This window comes from Paenibacillus alba (assembly GCF_013204855.1).
Classification (GTDB): Bacteria; Bacillota; Bacilli; order Paenibacillales; family NBRC-103111; genus Paenibacillus_E; species Paenibacillus_E alba.
This window is the reverse complement of sequence record NZ_JABMKZ010000068.1, coordinates 1-20,966: the sequence shown is the minus strand read 5'-3', so window position 1 is coordinate 20,966 and position 20,966 is coordinate 1. Positions and strand designations below refer to the sequence as shown.

Here is a 20,966-nt window from a genome sequence, read left to right as displayed (position 1 = left end):
TTGGTTGTGGTAAAGACAAAAACTAGTACAGGGCGTAAGAGAAAGAAGAAGAGAGGCCGTCCTCGAAAGCACCCCGAGGTGTTCAAAGCTGTTCATTGGATAATTGAATAATACTGGAAAAAAAACTACTAAATGTATCCGGTAACGTACCTCGCTCCCATCGAAGTACCCCTTACCTTTTTTACTTTACTGTGCGAATATTAATTTCTGAATATTCAGTTTAATAATCGAAGTCTAGGCAAAGTATCCAATTCAACCTCTTTTAGGTTCTGGATCTATTTGCTTCGAGATTGGGATGCGGCCTAGTTCGCACATGTAAGCTTCAATGCAAAGCTATTGCCTTTCAGCAGCAAATATCGGATTTTGAGTCATATAGCGGATCTCAGTTCCCTCTCGAGAGCATTGTTGCTCAAAGTATTATTGCTCAAAGTATCCGCAGCCGGGGCTGTCGCTTCGAGATTAAACCGCCAGATGAAGCTGGTACATGCGGGCACGTTCCTGTCCTTTCGTTACAACTAGCAGCTGCATGCCGCATAAACGCTGCAAAATCATCCTGGCGTATTTCGTGCTTACTTTGAGATGAGCCGCAAGCTCGAAGGGTGGGAAGGGACGAAGCAAGCCTCGTGCGAATCTGACGGTTTCGCTTTCGACCCAAGACAGAGATTCGGGGCAGGGTCCCGAAATGAATTTTCCAATAAAAGAAAGCATAAGCTGCTGACACTGCTTGGGTGACTCTGAGATCGAAGGAAAGGCAATCGGCATGACGACCCATCCGTCCAAAGCTAGATGACAATGCCGAATACACAAGTCCTTGAATCGCCATATTTCGATATCTCTGGCATGAGAACTGTAGCCTTGAATCTCGATTGCGCCTTTTATTTCACCGGGCATATAGGCAAAATCCAAGTAGCGGTATCCGTTGGAGAAATCTCTTACCTCCCATTCCGGGTATAAGTGGTTAAAATGTCCTGCTGCAGGATACCAAACGCATCGTAGAAACTCTGTTTCCGCATGTCCCAGTCCACGCTCCAACCGTTCTCGCCGGCGATTGTTCGTCTCCGCTGCAATTTGTGAAGACATGAACGCCTCGAACGCTTGTTCAAATTTCATCCCCAACATCCTATCTTCCTTAGATTTGCCTGGTAATAAAACAAAACGCCGCTTTCCGCAATGTTCGACCAGGAATGAACCCTGAGCGACATCATGGAAAGCGGCGTGTGCTTCACGACCAGCTTGATTAGATACTTAAAGTATACCTGATTTCGAAACGGGATGCCAGCTTAACTCGAGAAAGGTGCGAAGCTTAGCTTGCTGCAGTTTGGGTGGGCATGACTACAATCCAGTTCGCACGAATCCTAGGCACGTGTTGTGCGTGGCGCATGCTGGCGGTTAAACCATCGCGCTATCCCGCGGCCTCTCGCCGAACGCTTGCTCCTTAGAAAGGGATTTGAGATAATGAATCTATACATAGTTGAAGAATGGGAGTGGCATGCTTGGGTACGAACAAAAAGACATTTGCCTTTATAGGTTCATATGCGGAATCGAATCAGCCGGGAGTTTACACTTGCCAATATGATGTGGAAAACGGCAGCTTAGAAGTTGCACATCAAGTGGACGGGCTGCAAAATCCCACTTTTGTGGCGATTGATGCGAAGAATTGGAAGCTTTACTCGCTTACAGAAGGCGTAGATGCCAATCAGCAGCGCTGCGGGGCAGCAAGCTCCTATCACATTAATCCTTCTTCCGGGGAGTTAACATTTATTAATAATGAGATCACGCTGCCGGCAACGACGTGTTATATTACATTGGATCGTTCAAATGAAGTCGTTATGGTCACTAGCTACCATGGAGGAATGGTGGGGTTGTCTCCCGTGCTTGAAGGTGGGGGCATAGGCGTCACAGCTGATATTCAGCAGCACGCAGGAGCAAGTGTCCTGTCCGTGCAGGACAGACCACGTGCGCATTCCGTTTTCTTGGATCGCAACAATCAGTTTGCAGTCGTGTGTGATTTGGGCTTAGATAAAATGATTATGTACAAGCTGGATCTCTCAGAGAAGAAGCTTGTTCCCCATCATGAAGTGCAGGTAGCTCCAGGATCAGGTCCAAGGCATTTCGTCTTTCACCCGTCTTATCAATTCGGTTATGTCATTAATGAACTTGGCTCTACAATTACGGCTTTCCGTTACGACGAAGAAAACGGCAAATTAACGGAAATTCAAACCGTTTCTACGCTGCCTGATACATTTGAAGAAGAAAATGCTTGCGCAGATATTCATGTATCGCCTGATGGCCGATTCCTCTATGGCTCCAATCGTGGGCATGAAAGTATCGTGGTTTATGCAATTGACGCCGACTCGGGCCAATTATCCCTCGTTGAGTATGCGCCTGTGCTAGGGAAGCACCCGCGTAATTTTGCGATCTCTCCGGATGGCCGATATGTGCTTGTTGCCAATAAAGACACGAACAATATTGTCTCCTTCTCTCGAGATGCGGCAACAGGGAAGCTGACTCCGACAGGAAGCGAGATTAAGCTGTCTAAGCCAGTTTGCATTAAATTTGTTGAAGCGCAATGACACCATTTACGCAGCGCGTTATTCAGATCATCAAAGATATCCCAGAGGGAAAAGTCATGACATATGGGCAGATCGCTCGACTGGCTGGAAGTCCAAGAGGAGCAAGGCAGGTTGTGCGCATATTGCATGCGATGAGTACCAAACATCGTCTTCCCTGGCATAGAGTCATCAATGCACAGGGTGAAATCGCGATTCAAGATGATGAAGGATCCCATATGCAAAGCTTTTTGCTGCAAGCCGAGGGTGTCACGATCAAGGATCAGCGTTATGTTTCACTTGAACAATATCGACATGAGATGGAGCCGTTATAGCCTTTTCTGACCTCACAACTTGATGATTCAGTTGTGGGGTTTCTTTTTTGGACGATGGAACACCTTAGCCCAAAAGTTGAGAAAAGAAAAATCGGTAGTTACAAAGTTTAAAAGACGAGAATAGACTAACTGTATCAGTAGGCCATACGGACAGGAGGCATGTTATGAATGACAGAACCTTGTATCTATTCGATGGCATAAATAAAAGCTCTGTGAAAACAATTGTGGAACAAATCATGAAAATTAATCAATATGATGATGACAAGGATAAGCGAGAAAAGGATTTCAAGCGTCTGCCCATTGACCTGATTATTAATAGCAACGGAGGCAGTGTGTATGATGGCTTGGCTTTGATTAATGTAATTGATAATAGCAAGACGCCTGTGCATACCTACGTGTATGGACTTGCTGCTAGTATGAGCTTACTGATCGCCGTAAGCGGCCATAAACGGCACGCCGGCAAACTAAGTACATTTATGTATCATTCGGTTTCTACACATATTGACGGGCATTTGGAGCATTTAAAGAACCGGGTGGATGAAACACAGAGGCTGCAAAACATCTATGACGAGTACATTTTATCGAAAACCAAGCTGCGTTCCGACGAATTGCTCCGTGTTCAGGAGAATCAGCGGAATTGGTATATGAGCCCGGATGAGGCGTTGACGCATGGGATCATTGACGAAATTGTATAAAAGCAGAGAAGAGGAGCCGAGAGGATTCTCTTTTTCTTTGTTTTTTATCGCTATTTGGTGTTTAATGAAAGAAAGAGAGTTGGTTGGCAGCTTGTGCTGCCGCCTAGGGAAAGGGAGATCCGCACTGTGTACAAAATTGTCTTTTTTGATATTGATGGTACGTTAGTTAACGAAGAGAAAGAAGTTCCGGTTAGTACGATACAAGCTATTCACCAATTGAAAGAGCAAGGCATTGAGCCCGTTATTGCCACGGGAAGAGCGCCTTATTTCATTAAACCGTTAGCTGAGCAGCTTGGCATAGATTCCTACGTTTGCTTAAACGGGGGTTACGCTGTATACCGCGGCGAGCCGCTTTACAGGCGCATTATGGCCAAAAGCAGCATCGAAGCTTTGGTCAATCTGGCTGCCAAACACAAGCACTCTCTCGTATTTGAAGGAGAGCATGCTTACTTCACTGACACGGAAGATCATCCGTTTGTTATTGGGGCCGTATCCTCCTTGAAGGTGGATTTGCCTGCCTATGATCCGCATTTCTGGAAAACGAATGATGTTTACCAAATTTTCCTGCATTGCGAAGACGGGGATGAGCAGTTGTATGAAGAATTACAGAAGGAATTCAAGCTGATCCGTTGGCATCAGCAAGCGATGGACGTACTGCCTGCCGGCGGCTCGAAAGCACAAGGAATCGCCGCGATGCTGGAGCTTCTAGGTTTGAAGCCGGAAGATGCTGTTGCATTTGGCGATGGTTTGAACGATATGGAGATGCTGGATTTTGTCGGATTTGGCATTGCGATGGGGAATTCCCACAAGGATTTGCTGCCTTACGCGGATCACGTAACGACACATGTGGACGATGAAGGCATTCGCAACGGCCTGGTTACGGCAGGGCTGCTCTAATTAAGCCAGAATACATACAGGGTGAATACAATGAGAATAGCTTTTTTTGATTCAGGGATAGGCGGAATATCGGTCTTGCACGAAGCCATGAAGCAGCTGCCGCATGAGGACTTTTTATATTTTGCAGATACGCTGCATGTGCCCTATGGGACCAAATCGAAGGAAGAGGTTCTTACTTTCGTAAAAGAGTGCGTGGAAACGATTCACAAGGAAGAGGTTAAAGCTCTTGTCATTGCTTGTAATACGGCGACCAGCATTGCGATTACAGAGTTAAGAAAGCTCTATGATATGCCTATTATTGGGATGGAGCCTGCGGTTAAGCCGGCACTTGAAATGAACCGTTCTTCCGGCAAAAGAGTGCTCGTGTTCGCGACACCTTTGACACTGAAGGAATCCAAATATCGAGATTTGGTTTCTCGCATTGATGATACGGGAATGGTAGATTCGCTGCCGCTTCCTGAACTTGTTGAATACTGTGAGCAGTTTCAGGTGGAAGGTCAGTCTATTATCGCATATTTTCAAGCGAAGCTATCGGAATATGATCTGAGTTCCTATGGGACTGTTGTTCTGGGCTGTACGCATTATCCTTTTTATAGACGGATTTTGAGAACGATTTTGCCGGGGCATATTCAAATTGTTGATGGCAGTGCAGGAACCGTTAATCGGCTGATTCAGCTATTGGAGCATCGTGGTCAACTTCGTGGAGAAGGGCGAGGCGATCTTAAGTTTATGTGCTCGAGCCACGACGCGGCTTACATCCAGAAGTTGCAACGCGCCTTGCATCTGTTTCAAGAGGTAGGCGTATAAATGACATCCAAAAAGGCGTTGTCTGACAGCAAATGCTGCACGACTACGCCTTTTTTCTGGTTTTCTTTTAAATGTGGTTGTTATACTCTGATTTCGAGCAATTCGTAGGTTATGACACCCATAGGGGCATTGACCGTTATTGTATCGCCAACCGATTTATTCATAAGCGAAATACCTAGCGGGCTTTCATAGGAAATTTTGTTTTCATTAACATCAGCTTCAGAGGTGCCGACGATTTTGTACTCGATTTTCTCAGCAAATTCCACATCATTCAAGACAACGATGGACCCAACCTGAACTTTGGAGGCGTCGATATTCTTCACGACACGAGCCTTCTTCAGCATTCTTTCAATCGTCAAAACTCGGGTTTCCATAAAGGATTGGTCATTTTTGGCAGAATGATATTCACTGTTTTCCTTTAAATCTCCGTAACTGATAGCCATTTTGATCCGGGCGGCCAGTTCTTTGCGTTTAACTGTTTTTAAGTCTTCAAGTTCTAATTCTAAACTGCGTAAACCCTCTGGGGTTAATATGATCTCGTCATTGGACATGTTTACAGCTCCTCATTTATTCGATACTTGTTATACTACTAAAGTAACAGAGGCAAGTAAAGCAACCCTTTGTCACGATACGATTTAGTGCGTATATATTAATTGATAGACAACGCTTTCTTATCCTACTATACTACTGAAAGAGGAACATTCTCTCGGTTAATGTCGAATGAAAACGAAATATGTTTGATGTCGACTTTGTAGTATCAAGTTTACATTAAAAAGAAAGTGTGAAACTCCATGAGAATCAACTCCAAAGTCATTTTTGTCACATTTATTATTGTTATTTTGCTGCTGGTAACGAATAATACGTCCTATTACTGGTTCACCAAATCCCTGCTGACACAAGCTTTATCCGCGCGAATGGAGTCAACGGCTATTCAAATTCGTACTTCCATAGAACAATCAGAAGAAGGCTCCTTTTATGTCGAGGATTTAATCGGTGAAAATCTTCGTTCTGTTGCGCTCTTCGTCAAAAGTCAGCTCGATCCGGATATCGCGAAGGTCACGAATGAACAATTAGTTGAGCTTGCCAAGCAAGCGGGAATCGACGGTATTTCACTCATGAAACGAAATGGCGCCGATATTATGGTGGATAAGTCATCCGAACCCAAAGAGCTTACATTAGTGAGTACGAAATCCTTCGGGTATTGGTTTACGGCATTCAGCCAATTGTTCGATAATCATCAGGTCACGATTCCGGAAGGGCAGAAGCTGAAAAATTTCTTTTCAGGCATCTATGAAGTTCCAGCATCAGGTTCAAGCGATGTGAGCAAGTTTGGCTATTTTAACGATGGCACTACGAATTACATCATTTGCGTATTTGTCAACGCGGACAAAATTCAGCGCTTCAAACAAATTGTGGGCGCAGACACCATTGTGAAGAAAACATTAGCATCGAATTTGGATATTATGGAAATATCAGGTTTGAATGGCGTTACGTTTGGCACAAAACCGATAGAGTACAAAGACAGCAACGGCGTTCCCTTCATTTCGGTGTATGACCGACCCGTTTTATTCGGTACCTATAACATAACGAATGATAAAGATTTAACTTACTATAAGGAATCCATAGAGAAGAACAAACCGGTTAGCGTCGTACAGTCATGGCAAGGGAAGCCGATTCTCAAAACCTTCATGTATGTTCCAGTCAAGAAGAAATTGACTGAGGTTCAAAGTGAGGTTCCTTTCGTCATTACGATCGTTTCTGATTATCAGACCATTCAAAAGACGCTGAACAAACAGCTTGTTCAACTCTCGCTGCTGATCGTTTTGTTTACTATTTTTAGTTGTGTGTTTATTTATTTTGTATTTCGTTTTATTACGAAGAGTCGAGAGACGGCCGTACAATCGACGCAAGAACTGTATATTCAGAACGTGGACCTTATGTTTGCGACAATTCGCAGCCAACGGCATGATTTTCTCAATCACGTTCAAACGATGTATGCGCTGCTGGCCAATGGAAAAAAAGAAGATCAAATGAGATATATGAAAGAGTTAATTGAAGAAATTAATGAAGTAAATGATATCATTCGGATTGGTCATCCTGCGATTGCCGCTTTAATTCAAGCGAAAATTGCGCTGGCCATGCGGACCAAGATTGAATTCAGTTACCAGTTTACCGGCCTGGAAGGCTTATCCTTGGGGGTTAAATCTGTTGATATCGTCAAAATTATTGGAAACTTGATTGACAATGCGTTTGATGAGGTGAATAAATTTCCCCCAGGTGAACGCGATGTCATGGTAAATGGGTGGTCGGAGTCCAATCATTTGACAATTTCCGTGTCTAATCCTGTGCAGCCTGATTTCCAACTCGAAGACTATAACCAAATGTTCTCAATTGGCTACAGCACGAAGGTGGACGGTGAGCATCAAGGTCTTGGCTTATCGGTAGTGAAGGAACGTATTGAGTATTATAAAGGGACGATTGAAGTCTCGGTTGAGGATGGTTGTATTTGCTTCCAGATATCAATTCCTATGCAATAAATCAAAGAGTTAGCCGAATCGTTCGGTTAGCTCTTTTTTGTCGTGTTTGGATCATTCATCTCTTGGGTACAAGTTGTTAAAGGATGGATTTGAAACGTGATCTAATGTGAAGGAGACGGTGAGGATGAGAGCACAATCGCGGACTTATACGCGTCAGTTCAAGCGCAGTATGTATCGCTTGTTTCCGCTGTTTGTTTTGTTTTCCTTTGTTTCTCCGGAGAGAAACTTCATAGCATTGCCAGGCTACCCTATGAATCCAAACTATGTAGCAGGAACGGTACAGGAAGTGTTGCAAGGGGATTCAGAAACGGTTCTGTATGTTTCGGTGCCGACAAATTTGGAGGTGCCGAAGGAATTCCTTCTTCATTCTGAGTTGGCATCAAATACGAAGAAGGCTAGGCTTAGCCAACCGATCGTTTCTCCGGCAAACCGTGGCACGTATGTGAAGATTCGGTTTGCCTCGTCCATGAATCAAGAGTTGAACGATTTCCTAGGAGTTCCGGCTATAGGTGAACACGTTCAGAGTGTAGCTGTACCAGACAAGAAGGGCATCTATCAGGCCAGGTTTTTAGTGAAAGATACTGGAGATTATATTGTAGAAACGAAATAAAACCCGCTTAGTTTCATAAGTGGGTTTGTAGAATTTGGGGAAATAGATGCAGAAGCGGGATGAGTAAGCTGACGGCCAAGAGCAGCCAACGAAAGACGGTTTCACTTACAGATCCTGTATCAATGGCGATAAATTTAGGAAGCAGGCGAATTTTGAAGGAGAACGGCCAGAAGAGTTCAACGCCTCTTTCATTAAGTAAATCAATCAGTGGATGTGACGCATAAGCTGTCAGGAAAACCCAGAAATATAAGGGCGGCAAGGGCGTTGTGATCACGACTAGCAAAAGCATAAAAATGAAGGAGTGGGTTAGTGTTCGATGCTTAATCTTCAAAAGGTGAAGCAGCGCTGATAGCGGAAATAGAACCTTAGCCATGGTAGACCCCGGTTTATCCACATCGGCCAAAGTACCGGCCAAGCACCCAAGCAATAAAGCTCCTGCAGTATCCAAAGAGAAGATGTTGATATCCTGCGCAATAAGAACGATTTCCGCGGAAATAAATCCGGCAATACTGTGTGTTTTTTGTAACATGCCAAACTCCTGCTCATGATGTTTTAGTTGATAACTGTATACCATTCGTAAGTGATTCTGAAATTGGGGGGACACCTGAGAAGAAAAAAAGGAATTTCCGTCCATATTCACCTGTATAAATGTCGGAATCAACCCTCCTAACGAAAGCATGATTCCACTAAAATAGGACATATCAGGTGCTTTTCGGATAGGAATTCCGAGGCACACTTTCCATAGTGCAGGAGGCAAAACCTTGATGACGATATCCCGTATTACGAATTTAACCTGCGAATATTTGGTAAATCCTGTTGGCTTAGATATGCGCGCTCCGCGGTTTACTTGGCAGATCATCACGGACAAAAAGCAAACATTGCAATCAGCGTACCATATTCAAGTGTCAGATGTCGCGAATTGTTTCGATGCAAGTCATTTGTTATGGGATTCCGGGGTGGTGCAATCCAGCCAATCTGTTCTAATCGTTTACCAAGGTGAGGAATTAAGGTCAAGACAGCGTTACTACTATCGCATTAACGCATGGGACCAGACGGGTCTTGAGATAGGTTGGAGCGGCACGGCCTTCTGGGAGATGGGCATGCTTTCGGAATGGGATTGGACAGCTCAGTGGATTACGCCCGATGCCGCTTCTATTGATCCGCAAGATAAGGCAGCTTTTTATTTGAGGAAAACATTTAAAGTTCAGAAACAGATCCATAAAGCGATGATATATGCGACTAGTCTAGGCTTATATGAGCTCGAGCTTAATGGCGCGCGAGTAGGGAATCTGGAGTTTACGCCAGGATGGACCAGCTATCGGCACCGCTTGCAGGTGCAGGCTTATGAGGTGACGGACTCGCTCTTGCAAGAGGAGAGCAATGCGATCGGTGCTGTACTGGCTAATGGTTGGTACAAAGGGAATTTGGCGTGGAAGGATCAACATGATATTTTCGGAGACCGTAGAGCCTTGCTGCTTCAACTGCACATTGATTACGCAGATGGGACTTCAGAAGTCATCGTAAGTGATGAGTCATGGCGAGCATCAACAGGGGCGATTCGAATGTCTGAACTTTATCACGGCGAGACGTACGAGGCTGCCTTAGAATTAGTAGATTGGAGTTTGCCGGTCTACAGAGAGGAATCTTGGTCGGCTGTTGCGGTGTTAGCTCATCCCAAGAGCATACTTGTGATGCAAGAAAGCGAGCCTATGCGCGTAATCGAAAGCTTGCTTCCAGTAGAAGTGCTTGCGACACCTTCGGGAGAGACGGTATTGGATTTCGGACAGAATATGGTTGGGAAAGTCCATCTGCGATTAAACCTTCCTGCCGGAACATGCATCCAGTTGTTTCACGCGGAGGTATTGGATCAAGAAGGAAACTTCTATACGGCAAATTTACGCTCCGCTAAGCAAACTGTCACCTATACGTGCAAGGGAGGCGGGGAGGAGAGCTATGAGCCCCATTTCTCATTCCAAGGCTTCCGCTATGTTAAGGTGGAAGGCTGGCCGCAGGACGCTGCATTCGAAGCCGAACGTTTCACTGGTCATGTAATTCATACGGATATGGTGCCCAAAGGCAGCTTCGAATGTTCCCATCCGCTCCTGAACAAACTCCAGATGAATATTGTTTGGGGGCAGAGAGGCAATTTTCTGGACGTACCTACCGATTGCCCGCAGCGGGATGAGCGCCTTGGCTGGACAGGCGATGCCCAGGTATTCATCCGGACAGCTGCGTATAATTATGGCATTGCCCGGTTTTTCAGCAAATGGCTGCGTGATTTAAAGGCTGACCAGCGAGAGGATGGTGCTGTTCCTTTCGTTGTTCCTCACGTCCTTGGGGATGAGGAGTATGCTTCATCCGCATGGGGGGATGCCGCGGTTATTTGTCCTTGGACCCTGTATCAAGTCTACGGTGATAAACGTGTCTTGGAAGAGCAATATGAGAGTATGAAAGCCTGGATTACCTACATGCGCAATCAAGGTGAAAATGAATATCTGTGGAATACAGGCTTTCATTTCGGCGATTGGTTGGGGCTTGATGCCAAAGAAGGCAGCTATGTAGGGGCTACGCCAAAAGATTTGATTGCCACATGTTTCTATGCGCATTCCACATCGCTGTTCGTGAAAACAGCCGAAGTGCTGGGACGTACGGAAGATGTTGCGGAATGCAGTGAGTTGTATGCACATATCGTAGAGGCTTTTACGGAAGAATTCATCACACCTAGTGGACGTCTGGCTGCACATACACAGACCGCGCATGTGCTTCCTTTGATGTTCGGACTCGTAAGTGGAAGTGTACGCGAGAGATTGGCAAGAACGCTGGCTGATTATGTCATCGAGCAAAATTATCATTTGACGACTGGGTTCGTCGGCACGCCATATCTATGCCAAGTGCTTTCTGATAACGGCTATCATGATGTGGCCGTTAAATTAGTACTTCAGGAAGACTATCCATCCTGGTTGTATTCGGTGCATAAGGGAGCTACGACGATCTGGGAGCATTGGGATGGGATCAAACCGGACGGTTCCTTCTGGAGTGCAGATATGAATTCCTATAACCATTACGCCTACGGATCTATCGGCGATTGGTTGTATCGAACGGTGGCCGGCCTTGATTCAGATGATCAAGAACCAGGCTACAAGCGGGTGCAGTTCCGACCGCGGACAGATTCCGGCCTTGATTACGCCAGAGCTTCATTCGATTCGGATTACGGCCCCATACGGAGTGAATGGAAGAAAGAGAAGGAGGGGGTTGTAGTCTATGAGTTCGAGCTTCCGCCGAACACGACGGGGGTGGCTGCGCTCAGAGGCGCATTGCTTACGACAGCAACTATCAATGGTCAAAAGATCAGCCAAGCAGCGGATATTCTGTCGGTTGTTGAAAGCGATGGCGTGCTCAAAGTGGAGCTTGGATCAGGAATTTATCGCATTGAAGTAGCTGCGCGCTGAATTGGGATGCCGCAGACGGGTATAGGGAGAAGATCACGGGCATGGATGACCGTGGTCTTCTTTTCTTTCTTTTTGAATGCTCGTTTATACAGTATAATAGACTACATAGTAGAAAAAAGAAGGAGCACAATGGATGGCACTTTTTAATGCAATGGAAACGATAGTCGTCAATATGTTTGATGAGTTTAGCAAAAGCTATGAATTAAAATGCGATTGCAATAAATGCAAAGAAGATATGCTGGCTTTGGTTTTAAATAAAATACCGCCCCGGTATACGTCCAGTGAAAAGGGGCAGCTGTTTATCAAAGGGATGTATATTAATCCACAGTTGCAATCCGATGTAATGCGAGAATTAATGGAAGCAGCAATCATCGTGGAGCATCATCAGCATCATCCGGAAGAAGTGTAAGTCGATACGGCTGGTCGGTTAGCAAAAATAGCCTTCATCTCCACGGCCATCGTGGTGTTGAAGGCTATTTTGTTTGGGGGGGTGCGGCAGTCTCAGTGCGTCAGCAGCAGCGAATAGCTGCAAATCCAGAGGGAGCCTGCCTTTTTGGCAGTCTCAGAAGCAGAGAGCCGCTGATCTACCGCCGAGCCTGCCATTTCGGCAGTCTCAGTGCGTCAGCAGCAGCGAATAGCTGCTTTTCCGGCGCGAGCCTGCCATTTTGGCAGTCTCAAGGGCTGAGAGCAACTGATCTACCGCTGAGCCTGCCTTTTCGGCAGTCTCAGTGCGTCAGCAGCAGCGAATAGCTGCAATTCCAGCTCGAGCCTGCCTCTCTCTGCCACCGCAGCCTCAATCCGCAGCCTCTCCACCTCCAAGACGGCCGTTACGGTGGCGGACTCACAAAGAGCCTGCCCCAAGGTTATCTTTGGGGCAGGCTCTTCAATCAGACTTTCTATCTGCTTCGCCTGTTTTATTTAAAATCACCCAACAGGTAATGATAGAATGGCGCATCAACCCAGAACTTATAGGAATCAACCGTGAGACTAGGGTTAATCTTCTTAATGCCTTCTACAACATCGGCAGCTTTATCGCTTAATGAGAAAGATTGTGCATAGTAATGCCCTTTGCTGATTTTGTTATTGGAGATCACTTGGTAGTCTTTGAGCTCAGTTAACGAATAGTAGAGAGGCTGCCACCAAGAGGAATAGATAAGACCGGATTGATCATCACTGTTCTTTTTGGCATACTGGAGGATAACTTGCTGGAACTGATCTTTTTGTTCAGCATTGTCGAATTCGAATTCGATGTCATACTCTTTGGCATAGGCGATAAAGTTGCCGTTCTCAATTTGGACAACTTGATAGTCGTCGGATTGGGTCGGCTCGCCCCATTCCTTCAAATAGATGAAGGCGGAAGTTTTTGGTTCTAACTGAACTTTGGCATGGATGTTTTCGCTGCGGAGCAGGCCAATCAGTTGAATAGCATGGGTGATGTCGGAATGACCATAAGTAAGGGAAAGCTTCTTATCGAAATTCGCATCAAAACGCGCATCTTTCAAGTTGTAGCCCGTGACCAGGTTTTTCTTCAAAGCGTCATCGAAAACTGCCCGCAATTCGCTGGCCGTAATGAGATCTTCCGTTTTCCAAGCTTGGTTCACTTTGGCAAAAATATCACCATCCGTCGTTGTTCCGATATAATTTTTATCCAAACCTTGGAAGGATAACACCTTGCCCAACAGCTCTTCGGCGAAACGACTGTCAGCGGGAGCATTCAAATCGAAGGAAGAGAAGCTTTCCGAAGGAAGCAGATTGGTGTCAATCGCAGCTGCCAGCTCCTGTGCGCCTTGCAGGTTAAGGGATGCATTGCTTTTGTAATCGATATGTACTTTAGCTAAAGCTGTTTGGACTTTGTCTTCTTTATAAGTATAAGCCAGTTCTTTAATACCTGCTGCTTTGAGGGCAATAAAAACCGCTTGCAGTTCTGTAAGAGGAGCATCACCTTGCAAGGTGGTTCCGGTCAGAATGCCTTTTTCAGCTAGCGCTTGGGCAGCTTGGTAATAAGGACTATCCTTTTGCACATCGGAAAATTTGCTTTCGGGCTGGCTGGATTTCAGCTTAAGAATGCTGTTAACGGCGTTGATGAAATCACCTTTGGTGAGAGTTGAAGACAAATGCACGTTAAAATGGTCATTCAGGAATTGCTTGTGCGTAGAAGCAGAACTGCTGGACTCAGCGGCTAGTACCGATGGGCTAAAGGCCGAAATGGAAGACACGAGTACAGCTGACAAAGCAACAGCGCGTACAAGTTTTAATGTGTGTAAAGGTTTCATAGAAGCAATCCTCCGTCTTTTTAAATCTTATAGGAATAGTATGATTTATAGAAATATAACAAGGAAACGACTTTGTGTCAATGCTATTTCTGTTACGAAACGATATTCACACATTTGTTGCTTTTTGTCGAAAATAGTAAATAAAACCTTTGACTGAATCCGAGTTATTTAGTAGGATCTTTACAGAGTCTTTAAATATACGTGGAGAAACACAGAGGAGAGATACATAATGAAAAAAGCATTAATTTCCCTTTTTGCCGTAACGGTACTGATGACAGGTTGCGCAACGGCCAAAACGGACACAGCTGCACCCAAAACATCGGATGCGCCGGCAACTTCCGAGGCGTCCAAAACTCCTGCAGCGAAATCGGATAAAAAAGTTATTCTGATTACTCCAGAGAAGATCGGTGTGAATCCATTTTTTGCCCAAGAAGATGAAGGCGTGAAAAAGGCAGGTAAAGAATTTGGCGTTGTTGTGAAAACGGTTGAATCTACGGATGCAAGCGCAATTGAGCAAAACCTGCGCGCTGCCGTTGCAGATAATTATGATTTGATTATTACAAGCTCCTTCGAATCCGAAGATGCTCTGAAAAAAGTTGCTGCTGAGAATCCGAAGAAATCCTTTGCGATTATCGATACCGTTGTTGATCTTCCGAATGTTCGCAGTGTCGTTTTCCGTGAGCATGAAGCTTCTTATCTATTAGGAGCAGCTGCGGGTCTAGCTACTAAGAAAAATGTGGTAGGTATGGTTGCAGCGGTTGATATCCCGCTTATCAAGAAATATACAGTTGGTTTCCAAGAAGGTTTGAAAGCAACGAACCCGAACGCGAAGTTCATCGTTAACTATGTAGGTTCCTTCACAGATCCAGCGAAAGCCAAAGAATTGGCGTTGACGCAATTTGCTCAAGGCGCAGACTTTATTGCCGGCGCATCGGCAGTAGGCGATCTCGGCGTTTTTGAAGCAGCGAAAGAAAAAGGCTTCTATACATCCGGACAAGATATCGACCGTACGGTGACAGATCCTGAGCACATTGTGCTTTCCCAATTAAAAGGAACGGATGCTGTTGCTTACCAAACCGTGAAAGATTTCGTTAACGGCACTTTCAAATTCGGTTCTGTTGACTATGGCTTGAAAGAAGATGGCGTTGGTCTTACCTTCGTAACGAAAGAAACCAAATCAGCGCTTAGTCCGTTTGTTGGACAAGACGTGATTACGAAAGTTAAAGCTATACGTGATGATATCGTTTCTGGTAAAGTGAAAGTAGAAAATCCAGTCAAATAATTAGCACAATAATCGCATATTGCCCATGGAAACTGTTTACGGTGACGTAAACAGTTTCCTCATGTCTAGGTAGAGGAGCGAATAACCGTTATGCTGCTTCAAATGCGTCAAATAACGAAAACATATGGCAATTTAACAGCGAATTCAAACGTTGATTTCTCGCTGCGTCAAGGTGAGATCCATGCATTAGTCGGGGAAAATGGTGCCGGCAAAACAACGCTAATGCGCATCTTGTACGGCATGGAGCAGCCTACGGCAGGCAGTATTCTTTTGAATGGCAAGGAAGTTTTATTTACGAATCCAACGGAAGCCATTCGTCATCGAATCGGCATGGTGCATCAGCACTTCATGCTGTTTCCTTCTTTTACCGTGGCTGAAAATATCGTGATTGGCAACGAGCCGAAGACTGGCATGGCCTTTGACCGCAAAAAGGCCGTTCAGCAAGTGGAGGACCTATGTGCCAAGTATCGTCTGCCGATTGATCCACACAAGAAGGTCGCCGAATGCCCGCTTGGTTTGCAGCAGCGTGTGGAAATTCTGAAAGTGCTATATCAAGGTGCTGATATCATTATTTTGGACGAGCCTACCGGCGTGCTGACACCGCTTGAAGCGAAGGAATTGCTTGTCATCATGAGGAGCTTGGCGAATCAGGGGAAAAGCTTCATCATTATTACGCACAAGCTGCATGAAGTGATGGAAATTGCCGATCGGGTTACCGTTCTGCGTGACGGGAAGATCACGGGTACCTTAGAGGCTGCGGCAACAAGTGTAGAAGAGCTCTCCAAATTGATGGTAGGCAGAGACCTCTTGGAATCTGCCAAAAGACAAGTGAAGCTTGGAGAAACAGTTGTTCAAGTGAAGAATATATCTATCCTCGGAGCCAAAGGCAAACCGGTGCTCGATCGCGTGAATTTACAAATCAAGGCTGGAGAAATCGTTGGCATTGCTGGCATCTCGGGGAATGGGCAGTCTGAATTGATTCAAGCAATTTCAGGTCTTCTACCCATCGATCAAGGAGAAATTCATCTTTTGGGGCAAAATGTGACAGGACGTACCGTTCGTGAAATTAGAGAGATTGGGCTTTCGCATGTCCCGGAAGATCGGTATCAATGGGGAGCAGCGAAAGAGGGCACCGTGCTGGACAACGGTACGATGGGGCATCACAAAACCCGAAGCCGCTCGGGCTTCTTGCAAGGAAAAGAGCTGCGACATATGGTGGATCGATTCATTCAGCAGTTTCAGATTAAAGCAGGCTCACAGGAAACGAAGGTAAAGTACCTGTCTGGCGGTAATCTGCAAAAGCTAATTGTCGCTAGAGAAATTGCGCAGAATCAGCCTTTTTTAATTGCGGCAGAACCGACGCGTGGCGTAGATATCGGCGCTATGGAGTTTATCCATGAAGAGCTGCTTAGAAAACGGGATGAACAGGGAGCTATTTTGCTAGTATCCTCTGAATTAACCGAGATTCTCAAGCTGTCTGACCGCATTCTTGTTATGTACGAAGGACGCATAGCAGGAGAATTGTCTGCCAAGAATGCAACAGAAGAGCAAATTAGCTTATGGATGGCAGGAGGAGATTCAAATGCTTAAACGTGGATGGCCTATAAGCGCTTGGATGCAACCGCTGCTTGCCGTCATCATTGGATTACTCGGTGGCGCGATTGCTATTGCGTTAATTGGCGGGTCCATTCCCGATACGTATGCGCAGATGTGGAAAGGGGCATTTGGCAACTTCTACTTCTTGACAAATACATTGACTCGGGCTACACCCCTAATCCTGGTAGGCCTTGGAGTTTCGATTGCTTTTCGCGCTGGATTCTTCAATATGGGCTCTGAAGGACAAATGATTCTAGGCGCTTTATCCAGCGCACTGCTTGCCCTTTATGTGCCAGGACCACCGCTGTTCAAATTACTCGTCGCCATACTTGGCGGTATCGCTGCGGGTGGGATTTGGTCCGCCTTTGCAGGTTGGCTGGATGCCAAATTTCGAATGAATTTGATTATTACAACGCTGCTGCTCAATTATATTGCCGCGCTGTTTGCCGGTTATTTGGTCGCTTATCCGCTCAAAGACAAGACAGGCTCAGCTGCGCTTGCCCAAACGATGATGGTGGATAAAGCGGTTTGGCTGCCCAAATTATTTCAAGGGATGAGCATACATGCCGGCTTTATCATTGCGATCGGACTCGCGATTCTGCTCTATTTATTTATTAAATACACAGTGGCCGGCTATGAAATCCGCATGCTGGGATATAATCCCTTATTTGCGGCTTACGGCGGTGTCAATAGAAGGAAAATGATGCTGACCAGCATGTTTGTCAGCGGTGGCTTTGCTGGACTTGCCGGAGCCATTGAGGTTCTGGGCATGCAGTACAGGTATACCGATGGCATGATTTCGAACCCGGGTTATGCGTGGTCTGGCATTATGGCGACATTGCTGTCAGGTGCCCATCCATTGGGTACAGCGGTTGCTGCGGTTCTTCTGGCTGCGCTGCAAACGGGAGGCATGGGTGTTGAGCGAAATACGAGCATTCCGCTGGAAATTTCCAGTGTCATTCAATCCTTGCTGATTTTGTTTGTCACAGCCAAGTTCAGTTACACCCTATGGAAACGACGGAAAGGAGGCAAGAGCGATGCAGCATCTTCTTGATGTGTCTTTATTCAACTCGATGATTCGAATGGTAGCTCCAATTCTGCTTGCGGCACTCGGCGGGGCGATCTGTTCAAGAGTCGGCTTGTTCAATGTGGGTCTTGAAGGTTTCGTATTGGTCGGCGCCTTCTCCGCTATCGTAGGTAATTTCTATACCGGCAATGTGTATGTAGCTGTTCTAATCGCTGTTGCCGTAACCATGTTATTCTCACTTGTTTTCGCTTATATGAGTATTCATTTGCAGGCCAATGTGATCGTTGTCGGGATTTCATTTAACTTTCTGGCCTTAGGCTTGACGGCTTTTTGCTTAAAAGCGATTTTTCACGTAAAAGGTGCCTTTTATGATAAAAATATGATTGGCCTGCCCAAAGTCAACCTCCCTTACATTCAGGATATTCCTGTTATCGGAGGTATTATTTCCGGACATTCCCCACTTGTTTATCTGGCATTCATTCTTGTTTTCGCCCTGCAATATTTCCTCTTCAAATCTGTTTTGGGCTTTCGCTTGGTTGCAGTTGGTGAAAATCCTGTAGCCGCCAAAAGCATTGGCATCAAGGTAAATCGCATGCAATATTTGGCTGTGCTCATTTGCGGAGTTCTATGCGGTTTGGCAGGCGCCCAGCTGTCGCTTGGTCAAGTGACCATGTTTACCGAGGGGATGACGGCCGGAAGAGGATTTATCGCGCTTGTTGCTACGATGCTGGGACAAGCCAATCCGATTGGCGTTATGGCTTCCAGTTTGCTATTTGGCTTAATGGATGCTTTCAGTATAAGGCTGCAAGGGTTTTCTTTACCAACGCATTTCACGCAAATGCTGCCTTACATCGTGACTTTGCTGGCTATGCTGTTTTTCCGCAAAAGCAATTATTTGGCAGACGCGCAAAAAGCAAACGGCAGCTCCAGATAAAGCTTGCTTCTGCAAGGATGAAGCAAGCGGCTCAATAAGATCAACGCTTAGGAGGATGAACAGATGGCAAAAGACAGCAAAGCGGAGCGTATTAAGCGCATGCAAATTCCCGCTGTAGATATTCCGGAAGAGCTTGTGCACCGGGTTCCGCCTGGACAAGTTGTGACGGATCGTTTTCCTATTCTGCATGAAGGTGAAGTACCCAATTACGATATGGCGGCATGGTCGCTGCGCGTTTTCGGTCAGGTGAACGAGGAAAAGTCGTTTAGCTATGAAGAGCTGCTCGCTTTGCCTCGTACTCAGGTCGTCTGCGATATCCATTGTGTGACTCGGTGGTCGAAGTTGGATACCGTTTGGGAAGGCATACTTTTCCGTGATTTCCTCAAGCTTGTAGATGTTAAGCCGGAAGGCAAGTATGTCATGCTGCATGCAGACAATGATTACGAGACCAATGTCCCACTGGTTGATCTTATGGGTGATCATGTACTGCTGGCGATGATGTTTGACGGCAAGCCGCTCACGCCTAAGCACGGCTGGCCGCTGCGGCTCGTAGTCCCTCATCTTTACTTCTGGAAAAGTGCCAAATGGATTCAAGGCCTTGAGTTTATGGAAGAGGACCGCGAAGGGTTCTGGGAACGCAACGGCTTTCATAATATCGCAGCTCCTTTTGAAGAGCAGCGTTTCTCCGGAGAAGATATTCCCATACCCGAGGATGAATGGGTAAGAAAGGATTTTGATTAATATGCGATTATCTATTTTACAAGTGAATTCGGAAGATCTCGCACCTTATGCGATCGTATGTGGAGATCCCTTCAGAGCGGAAGCCATTTCGCGCAAATTAGACAATGTCTGCGAGCTGAGCTTCAGCCGGGAATACCGGACTTTTGTCGGCGAATCATCTGGCATTCCGATTACGGTTGTGAGTCATGGTGTAGGGTCCCCGGGGGCAGCGGTCTGCTTTGAAGAACTGATTAAAGGCGGCGTGAAGACCTTGATCCGTGTCGGAACAGCAGGCTCCTACTCGGCAGATGTGCCGCCTGGGAGTCTAGTTGTCAGTACTGCCGCGGTCCGCGAAGAAGGACTGACACGCCAGTTAGTTCCGCTTGGTTTTCCAGCGGTAGCCGATCAGGACGTAGTGCGAGCGCTGTTTGAAGCTGCGCAGGAGACAGACGGTCTGGTTCAAAAAGGGATTACAGTCACCTTGGATGCTTTCTTCCAAGGGGTGGAGGAATTCCCTCATTCGAAGTACAAGCAAGCGGGTGCGATTGCCGTTGAGATGGAAATAGCTGCTCTTTACATCATTGCCTCGCTTCGCGGCGTGCGTGCAGGAGCCATTGTTGCATTGGATGGCTATGCGGATGCCGATTTAAGAGAAGTTTACGACCCGCATACGGATGTCGTTTCCGGCGCCATTGAGCGGGAGATTGATGCTGCCATTACAGCTATTCGTAAATTGGATGCTTGGAAATAATAGCTGACTTGAAAAAGGTGAAGACGGGGAAACTCGCTTTGCCTTTTTTTGTGTTTGGGAGAGATGTGCTTACAGTGGCGAAGGGGCTCGTGAAGCGGGTGAATGGGCGCGTGAAGCGAGCATTTCAAGAAGTTAAGGCTGTTTTTCGGCCTTAAAGCCGTCCGAATAGAGCGCCGGCTCGCAGTAAGGCCGAAAAACGAGCTTACAGATGGGAAATGGGCGCGTGAAGCGAGCATTTCAAGGAGTTAAGGCTGTTTTTCGGCCCTAAAGCCGTCCGAAAAGGGCCGCCCGCTCGCAGTAAGGCCGAAAAACGAGCTTACAGACGGGAAATGGCCCAGCGAAGAGGGCCTTGCAAGGATTTAGGGCTGTTTCGCGGCCCTAAATCCGCCCGAATAGGCCATCCGCTCGCTGTAAGGCCGAAAAACGAGCCTACAGATCGGCAATGGGCTCGTGAAGCGAGCATTTCAAGCACTTAAGGCTGTTTTTCGGCCTTAAAGCCGTCCG

Annotated in this window: 19 protein-coding genes; 15 read left to right on the top strand and 4 right to left on the bottom strand. The window is 46.2% G+C overall.

The genetic code is table 11. From position 1 onward, the window contains the following. Positions 1-459: 459 nt before the first annotated feature. Complete coding sequence (locus tag HQN90_RS37305) at positions 460-1,110, bottom strand: transcriptional regulator (RefSeq protein WP_246363023.1); 651 nt, start codon at positions 1,108-1,110, stop codon at positions 460-462. Between the two features lie 383 nt (positions 1,111-1,493). Between HQN90_RS37305 and HQN90_RS37300 the strand changes: the two genes are divergently transcribed. The 5 genes from HQN90_RS37300 to murI all read left to right on the top strand — a co-directional run bounded on the left by HQN90_RS37300 (position 1,494) and on the right by murI (position 5,283). Beyond that, complete coding sequence (locus tag HQN90_RS37300; RefSeq protein WP_246363022.1) at positions 1,494-2,573, top strand: lactonase family protein; 1,080 nt, start codon at positions 1,494-1,496, stop codon at positions 2,571-2,573. After that, entirely contained in the window at positions 2,570-2,884 is a 315-nt protein-coding gene (locus HQN90_RS37295; RefSeq protein WP_173227875.1) for an MGMT family protein, read from the top strand. The genes HQN90_RS37300 and HQN90_RS37295 overlap by 4 nt, the downstream gene beginning before the upstream one ends. A gap of 164 nt (positions 2,885-3,048) precedes the next feature. Next, positions 3,049-3,579 carry an ATP-dependent Clp protease proteolytic subunit gene (locus tag HQN90_RS37290; RefSeq protein ID WP_079411275.1) on the top strand — a complete coding sequence of 177 codons (531 nt, stop codon included), beginning with the start codon at positions 3,049-3,051 and terminating at the stop codon, positions 3,577-3,579. Positions 3,580-3,696: 117 nt separating this feature from the next. After that, positions 3,697-4,476 carry a Cof-type HAD-IIB family hydrolase gene (locus HQN90_RS37285; protein WP_144028345.1) on the top strand — a complete coding sequence of 260 codons (780 nt, stop codon included), beginning with the start codon at positions 3,697-3,699 and terminating at the stop codon, positions 4,474-4,476. A gap of 30 nt (positions 4,477-4,506) precedes the next feature. Continuing rightward, a complete protein-coding gene (gene murI / locus HQN90_RS37280; protein ID WP_173227874.1) occupies positions 4,507-5,283 on the top strand; it encodes a glutamate racemase in 777 nt (258 codons plus the stop codon). 80 nt (positions 5,284-5,363) lie between these two features. Here the strand turns inward: murI and greA are convergent, their stop codons facing one another. Next, positions 5,364-5,834, bottom strand: coding sequence for a transcription elongation factor GreA (gene greA, locus HQN90_RS37275; RefSeq protein ID WP_173227873.1), 471 nt, complete (start codon positions 5,832-5,834; stop codon positions 5,364-5,366). A 240-nt stretch (positions 5,835-6,074) separates the two neighbouring features. Between greA and HQN90_RS37270 the strand changes: the two genes are divergently transcribed. Beyond that, a complete protein-coding gene (locus HQN90_RS37270; protein WP_173227872.1) occupies positions 6,075-7,820 on the top strand; it encodes a sensor histidine kinase in 1,746 nt (581 codons plus the stop codon). 124 nt (positions 7,821-7,944) lie between these two features. Then, the gene (locus HQN90_RS37265; RefSeq protein ID WP_173227871.1) at positions 7,945-8,430 is read left to right on the top strand and encodes a hypothetical protein; all 486 of its coding nucleotides are present in this window, start codon (positions 7,945-7,947) and stop codon (positions 8,428-8,430) included. Between the two features lie 13 nt (positions 8,431-8,443). On the opposite strand, the gene HQN90_RS37260 is transcribed toward HQN90_RS37265, so the two are convergent. Then, a complete protein-coding gene (locus HQN90_RS37260) occupies positions 8,444-8,959 on the bottom strand; it encodes a metal-dependent hydrolase (RefSeq protein WP_173227870.1) in 516 nt (171 codons plus the stop codon). Between the two features lie 235 nt (positions 8,960-9,194). Between HQN90_RS37260 and HQN90_RS37255 the strand changes: the two genes are divergently transcribed. Together HQN90_RS37255 and HQN90_RS37250 are read left to right on the top strand one after the other, a co-directional pair. Then, entirely contained in the window at positions 9,195-11,879 is a 2,685-nt protein-coding gene (locus tag HQN90_RS37255; RefSeq protein ID WP_173227869.1) for an alpha-L-rhamnosidase, read from the top strand. A 133-nt stretch (positions 11,880-12,012) separates the two neighbouring features. Beyond that, positions 12,013-12,288, top strand: coding sequence for a late competence development ComFB family protein (locus HQN90_RS37250; protein WP_079411259.1), 276 nt, complete (start codon positions 12,013-12,015; stop codon positions 12,286-12,288). A 505-nt stretch (positions 12,289-12,793) separates the two neighbouring features. On the opposite strand, the gene HQN90_RS37245 is transcribed toward HQN90_RS37250, so the two are convergent. Then, positions 12,794-14,152, bottom strand: a complete 1,359-nt coding sequence (locus HQN90_RS37245; RefSeq protein ID WP_173227868.1) for an S-layer homology domain-containing protein — start codon at positions 14,150-14,152, stop codon at positions 12,794-12,796. 229 nt (positions 14,153-14,381) lie between these two features. Between HQN90_RS37245 and HQN90_RS37240 the strand changes: the two genes are divergently transcribed. The 6 genes from HQN90_RS37240 to HQN90_RS37215 all read left to right on the top strand — a co-directional run bounded on the left by HQN90_RS37240 (position 14,382) and on the right by HQN90_RS37215 (position 20,462). Continuing rightward, positions 14,382-15,434, top strand: coding sequence for a BMP family lipoprotein (locus HQN90_RS37240; RefSeq protein WP_173227867.1), 1,053 nt, complete (start codon positions 14,382-14,384; stop codon positions 15,432-15,434). Positions 15,435-15,524: 90 nt separating this feature from the next. Then, entirely contained in the window at positions 15,525-17,024 is a 1,500-nt protein-coding gene (locus HQN90_RS37235) for an ABC transporter ATP-binding protein (RefSeq protein ID WP_173227866.1), read from the top strand. Beyond that, positions 17,017-18,084 carry an ABC transporter permease gene (locus HQN90_RS37230; protein WP_079411251.1) on the top strand — a complete coding sequence of 356 codons (1,068 nt, stop codon included), beginning with the start codon at positions 17,017-17,019 and terminating at the stop codon, positions 18,082-18,084. Before HQN90_RS37235 ends, HQN90_RS37230 begins: the two co-directional genes overlap by 8 nt. After that, complete coding sequence (locus tag HQN90_RS37225) at positions 18,068-18,991, top strand: ABC transporter permease (protein ID WP_173227865.1); 924 nt, start codon at positions 18,068-18,070, stop codon at positions 18,989-18,991. The genes HQN90_RS37230 and HQN90_RS37225 overlap by 17 nt, the downstream gene beginning before the upstream one ends. Positions 18,992-19,054: 63 nt before the next feature. Further along, complete coding sequence (locus HQN90_RS37220; RefSeq protein WP_173227864.1) at positions 19,055-19,732, top strand: sulfite oxidase-like oxidoreductase; 678 nt, start codon at positions 19,055-19,057, stop codon at positions 19,730-19,732. Between the two features lies 1 nt (position 19,733). Further along, complete coding sequence (locus tag HQN90_RS37215; protein WP_173227863.1) at positions 19,734-20,462, top strand: nucleoside phosphorylase; 729 nt, start codon at positions 19,734-19,736, stop codon at positions 20,460-20,462. Positions 20,463-20,966 lie beyond the last annotated feature (504 nt).

What these genes read in the sequence shown, in the direction of transcription:
- HQN90_RS37305 (WP_246363023.1), bottom strand. Translation starts at nt 1,110, where the DNA reads ATGAAATTTGAACAAGCGTTCGAGGCGTTCATGTCTTCACAAATTGCA.
- HQN90_RS37295 (WP_173227875.1), top strand. Translation starts at nt 2,570, where the DNA reads ATGACACCATTTACGCAGCGCGTTATTCAGATCATCAAAGATATCCCA.
- HQN90_RS37290 (WP_079411275.1), top strand. Translation starts at nt 3,049, where the DNA reads ATGAATGACAGAACCTTGTATCTATTCGATGGCATAAATAAAAGCTCT.
- murI (WP_173227874.1), top strand. Translation starts at nt 4,507, where the DNA reads ATGAGAATAGCTTTTTTTGATTCAGGGATAGGCGGAATATCGGTCTTG.
- greA (WP_173227873.1), bottom strand. Translation starts at nt 5,834, where the DNA reads ATGTCCAATGACGAGATCATATTAACCCCAGAGGGTTTACGCAGTTTA.
- HQN90_RS37270 (WP_173227872.1), top strand. Translation starts at nt 6,075, where the DNA reads ATGAGAATCAACTCCAAAGTCATTTTTGTCACATTTATTATTGTTATT.
- HQN90_RS37265 (WP_173227871.1), top strand. Translation starts at nt 7,945, where the DNA reads ATGAGAGCACAATCGCGGACTTATACGCGTCAGTTCAAGCGCAGTATG.
- HQN90_RS37260 (WP_173227870.1), bottom strand. Translation starts at nt 8,959, where the DNA reads ATGTTACAAAAAACACACAGTATTGCCGGATTTATTTCCGCGGAAATC.
- HQN90_RS37255 (WP_173227869.1), top strand. Translation starts at nt 9,195, where the DNA reads ATGACGATATCCCGTATTACGAATTTAACCTGCGAATATTTGGTAAAT.
- HQN90_RS37250 (WP_079411259.1), top strand. Translation starts at nt 12,013, where the DNA reads ATGGCACTTTTTAATGCAATGGAAACGATAGTCGTCAATATGTTTGAT.
- HQN90_RS37245 (WP_173227868.1), bottom strand. Translation starts at nt 14,152, where the DNA reads ATGAAACCTTTACACACATTAAAACTTGTACGCGCTGTTGCTTTGTCA.
- HQN90_RS37240 (WP_173227867.1), top strand. Translation starts at nt 14,382, where the DNA reads ATGAAAAAAGCATTAATTTCCCTTTTTGCCGTAACGGTACTGATGACA.
- HQN90_RS37235 (WP_173227866.1), top strand. Translation starts at nt 15,525, where the DNA reads ATGCTGCTTCAAATGCGTCAAATAACGAAAACATATGGCAATTTAACA.
- HQN90_RS37230 (WP_079411251.1), top strand. Translation starts at nt 17,017, where the DNA reads ATGCTTAAACGTGGATGGCCTATAAGCGCTTGGATGCAACCGCTGCTT.
- HQN90_RS37225 (WP_173227865.1), top strand. Translation starts at nt 18,068, where the DNA reads ATGCAGCATCTTCTTGATGTGTCTTTATTCAACTCGATGATTCGAATG.
- HQN90_RS37220 (WP_173227864.1), top strand. Translation starts at nt 19,055, where the DNA reads ATGGCAAAAGACAGCAAAGCGGAGCGTATTAAGCGCATGCAAATTCCC.
- HQN90_RS37215 (WP_173227863.1), top strand. Translation starts at nt 19,734, where the DNA reads ATGCGATTATCTATTTTACAAGTGAATTCGGAAGATCTCGCACCTTAT.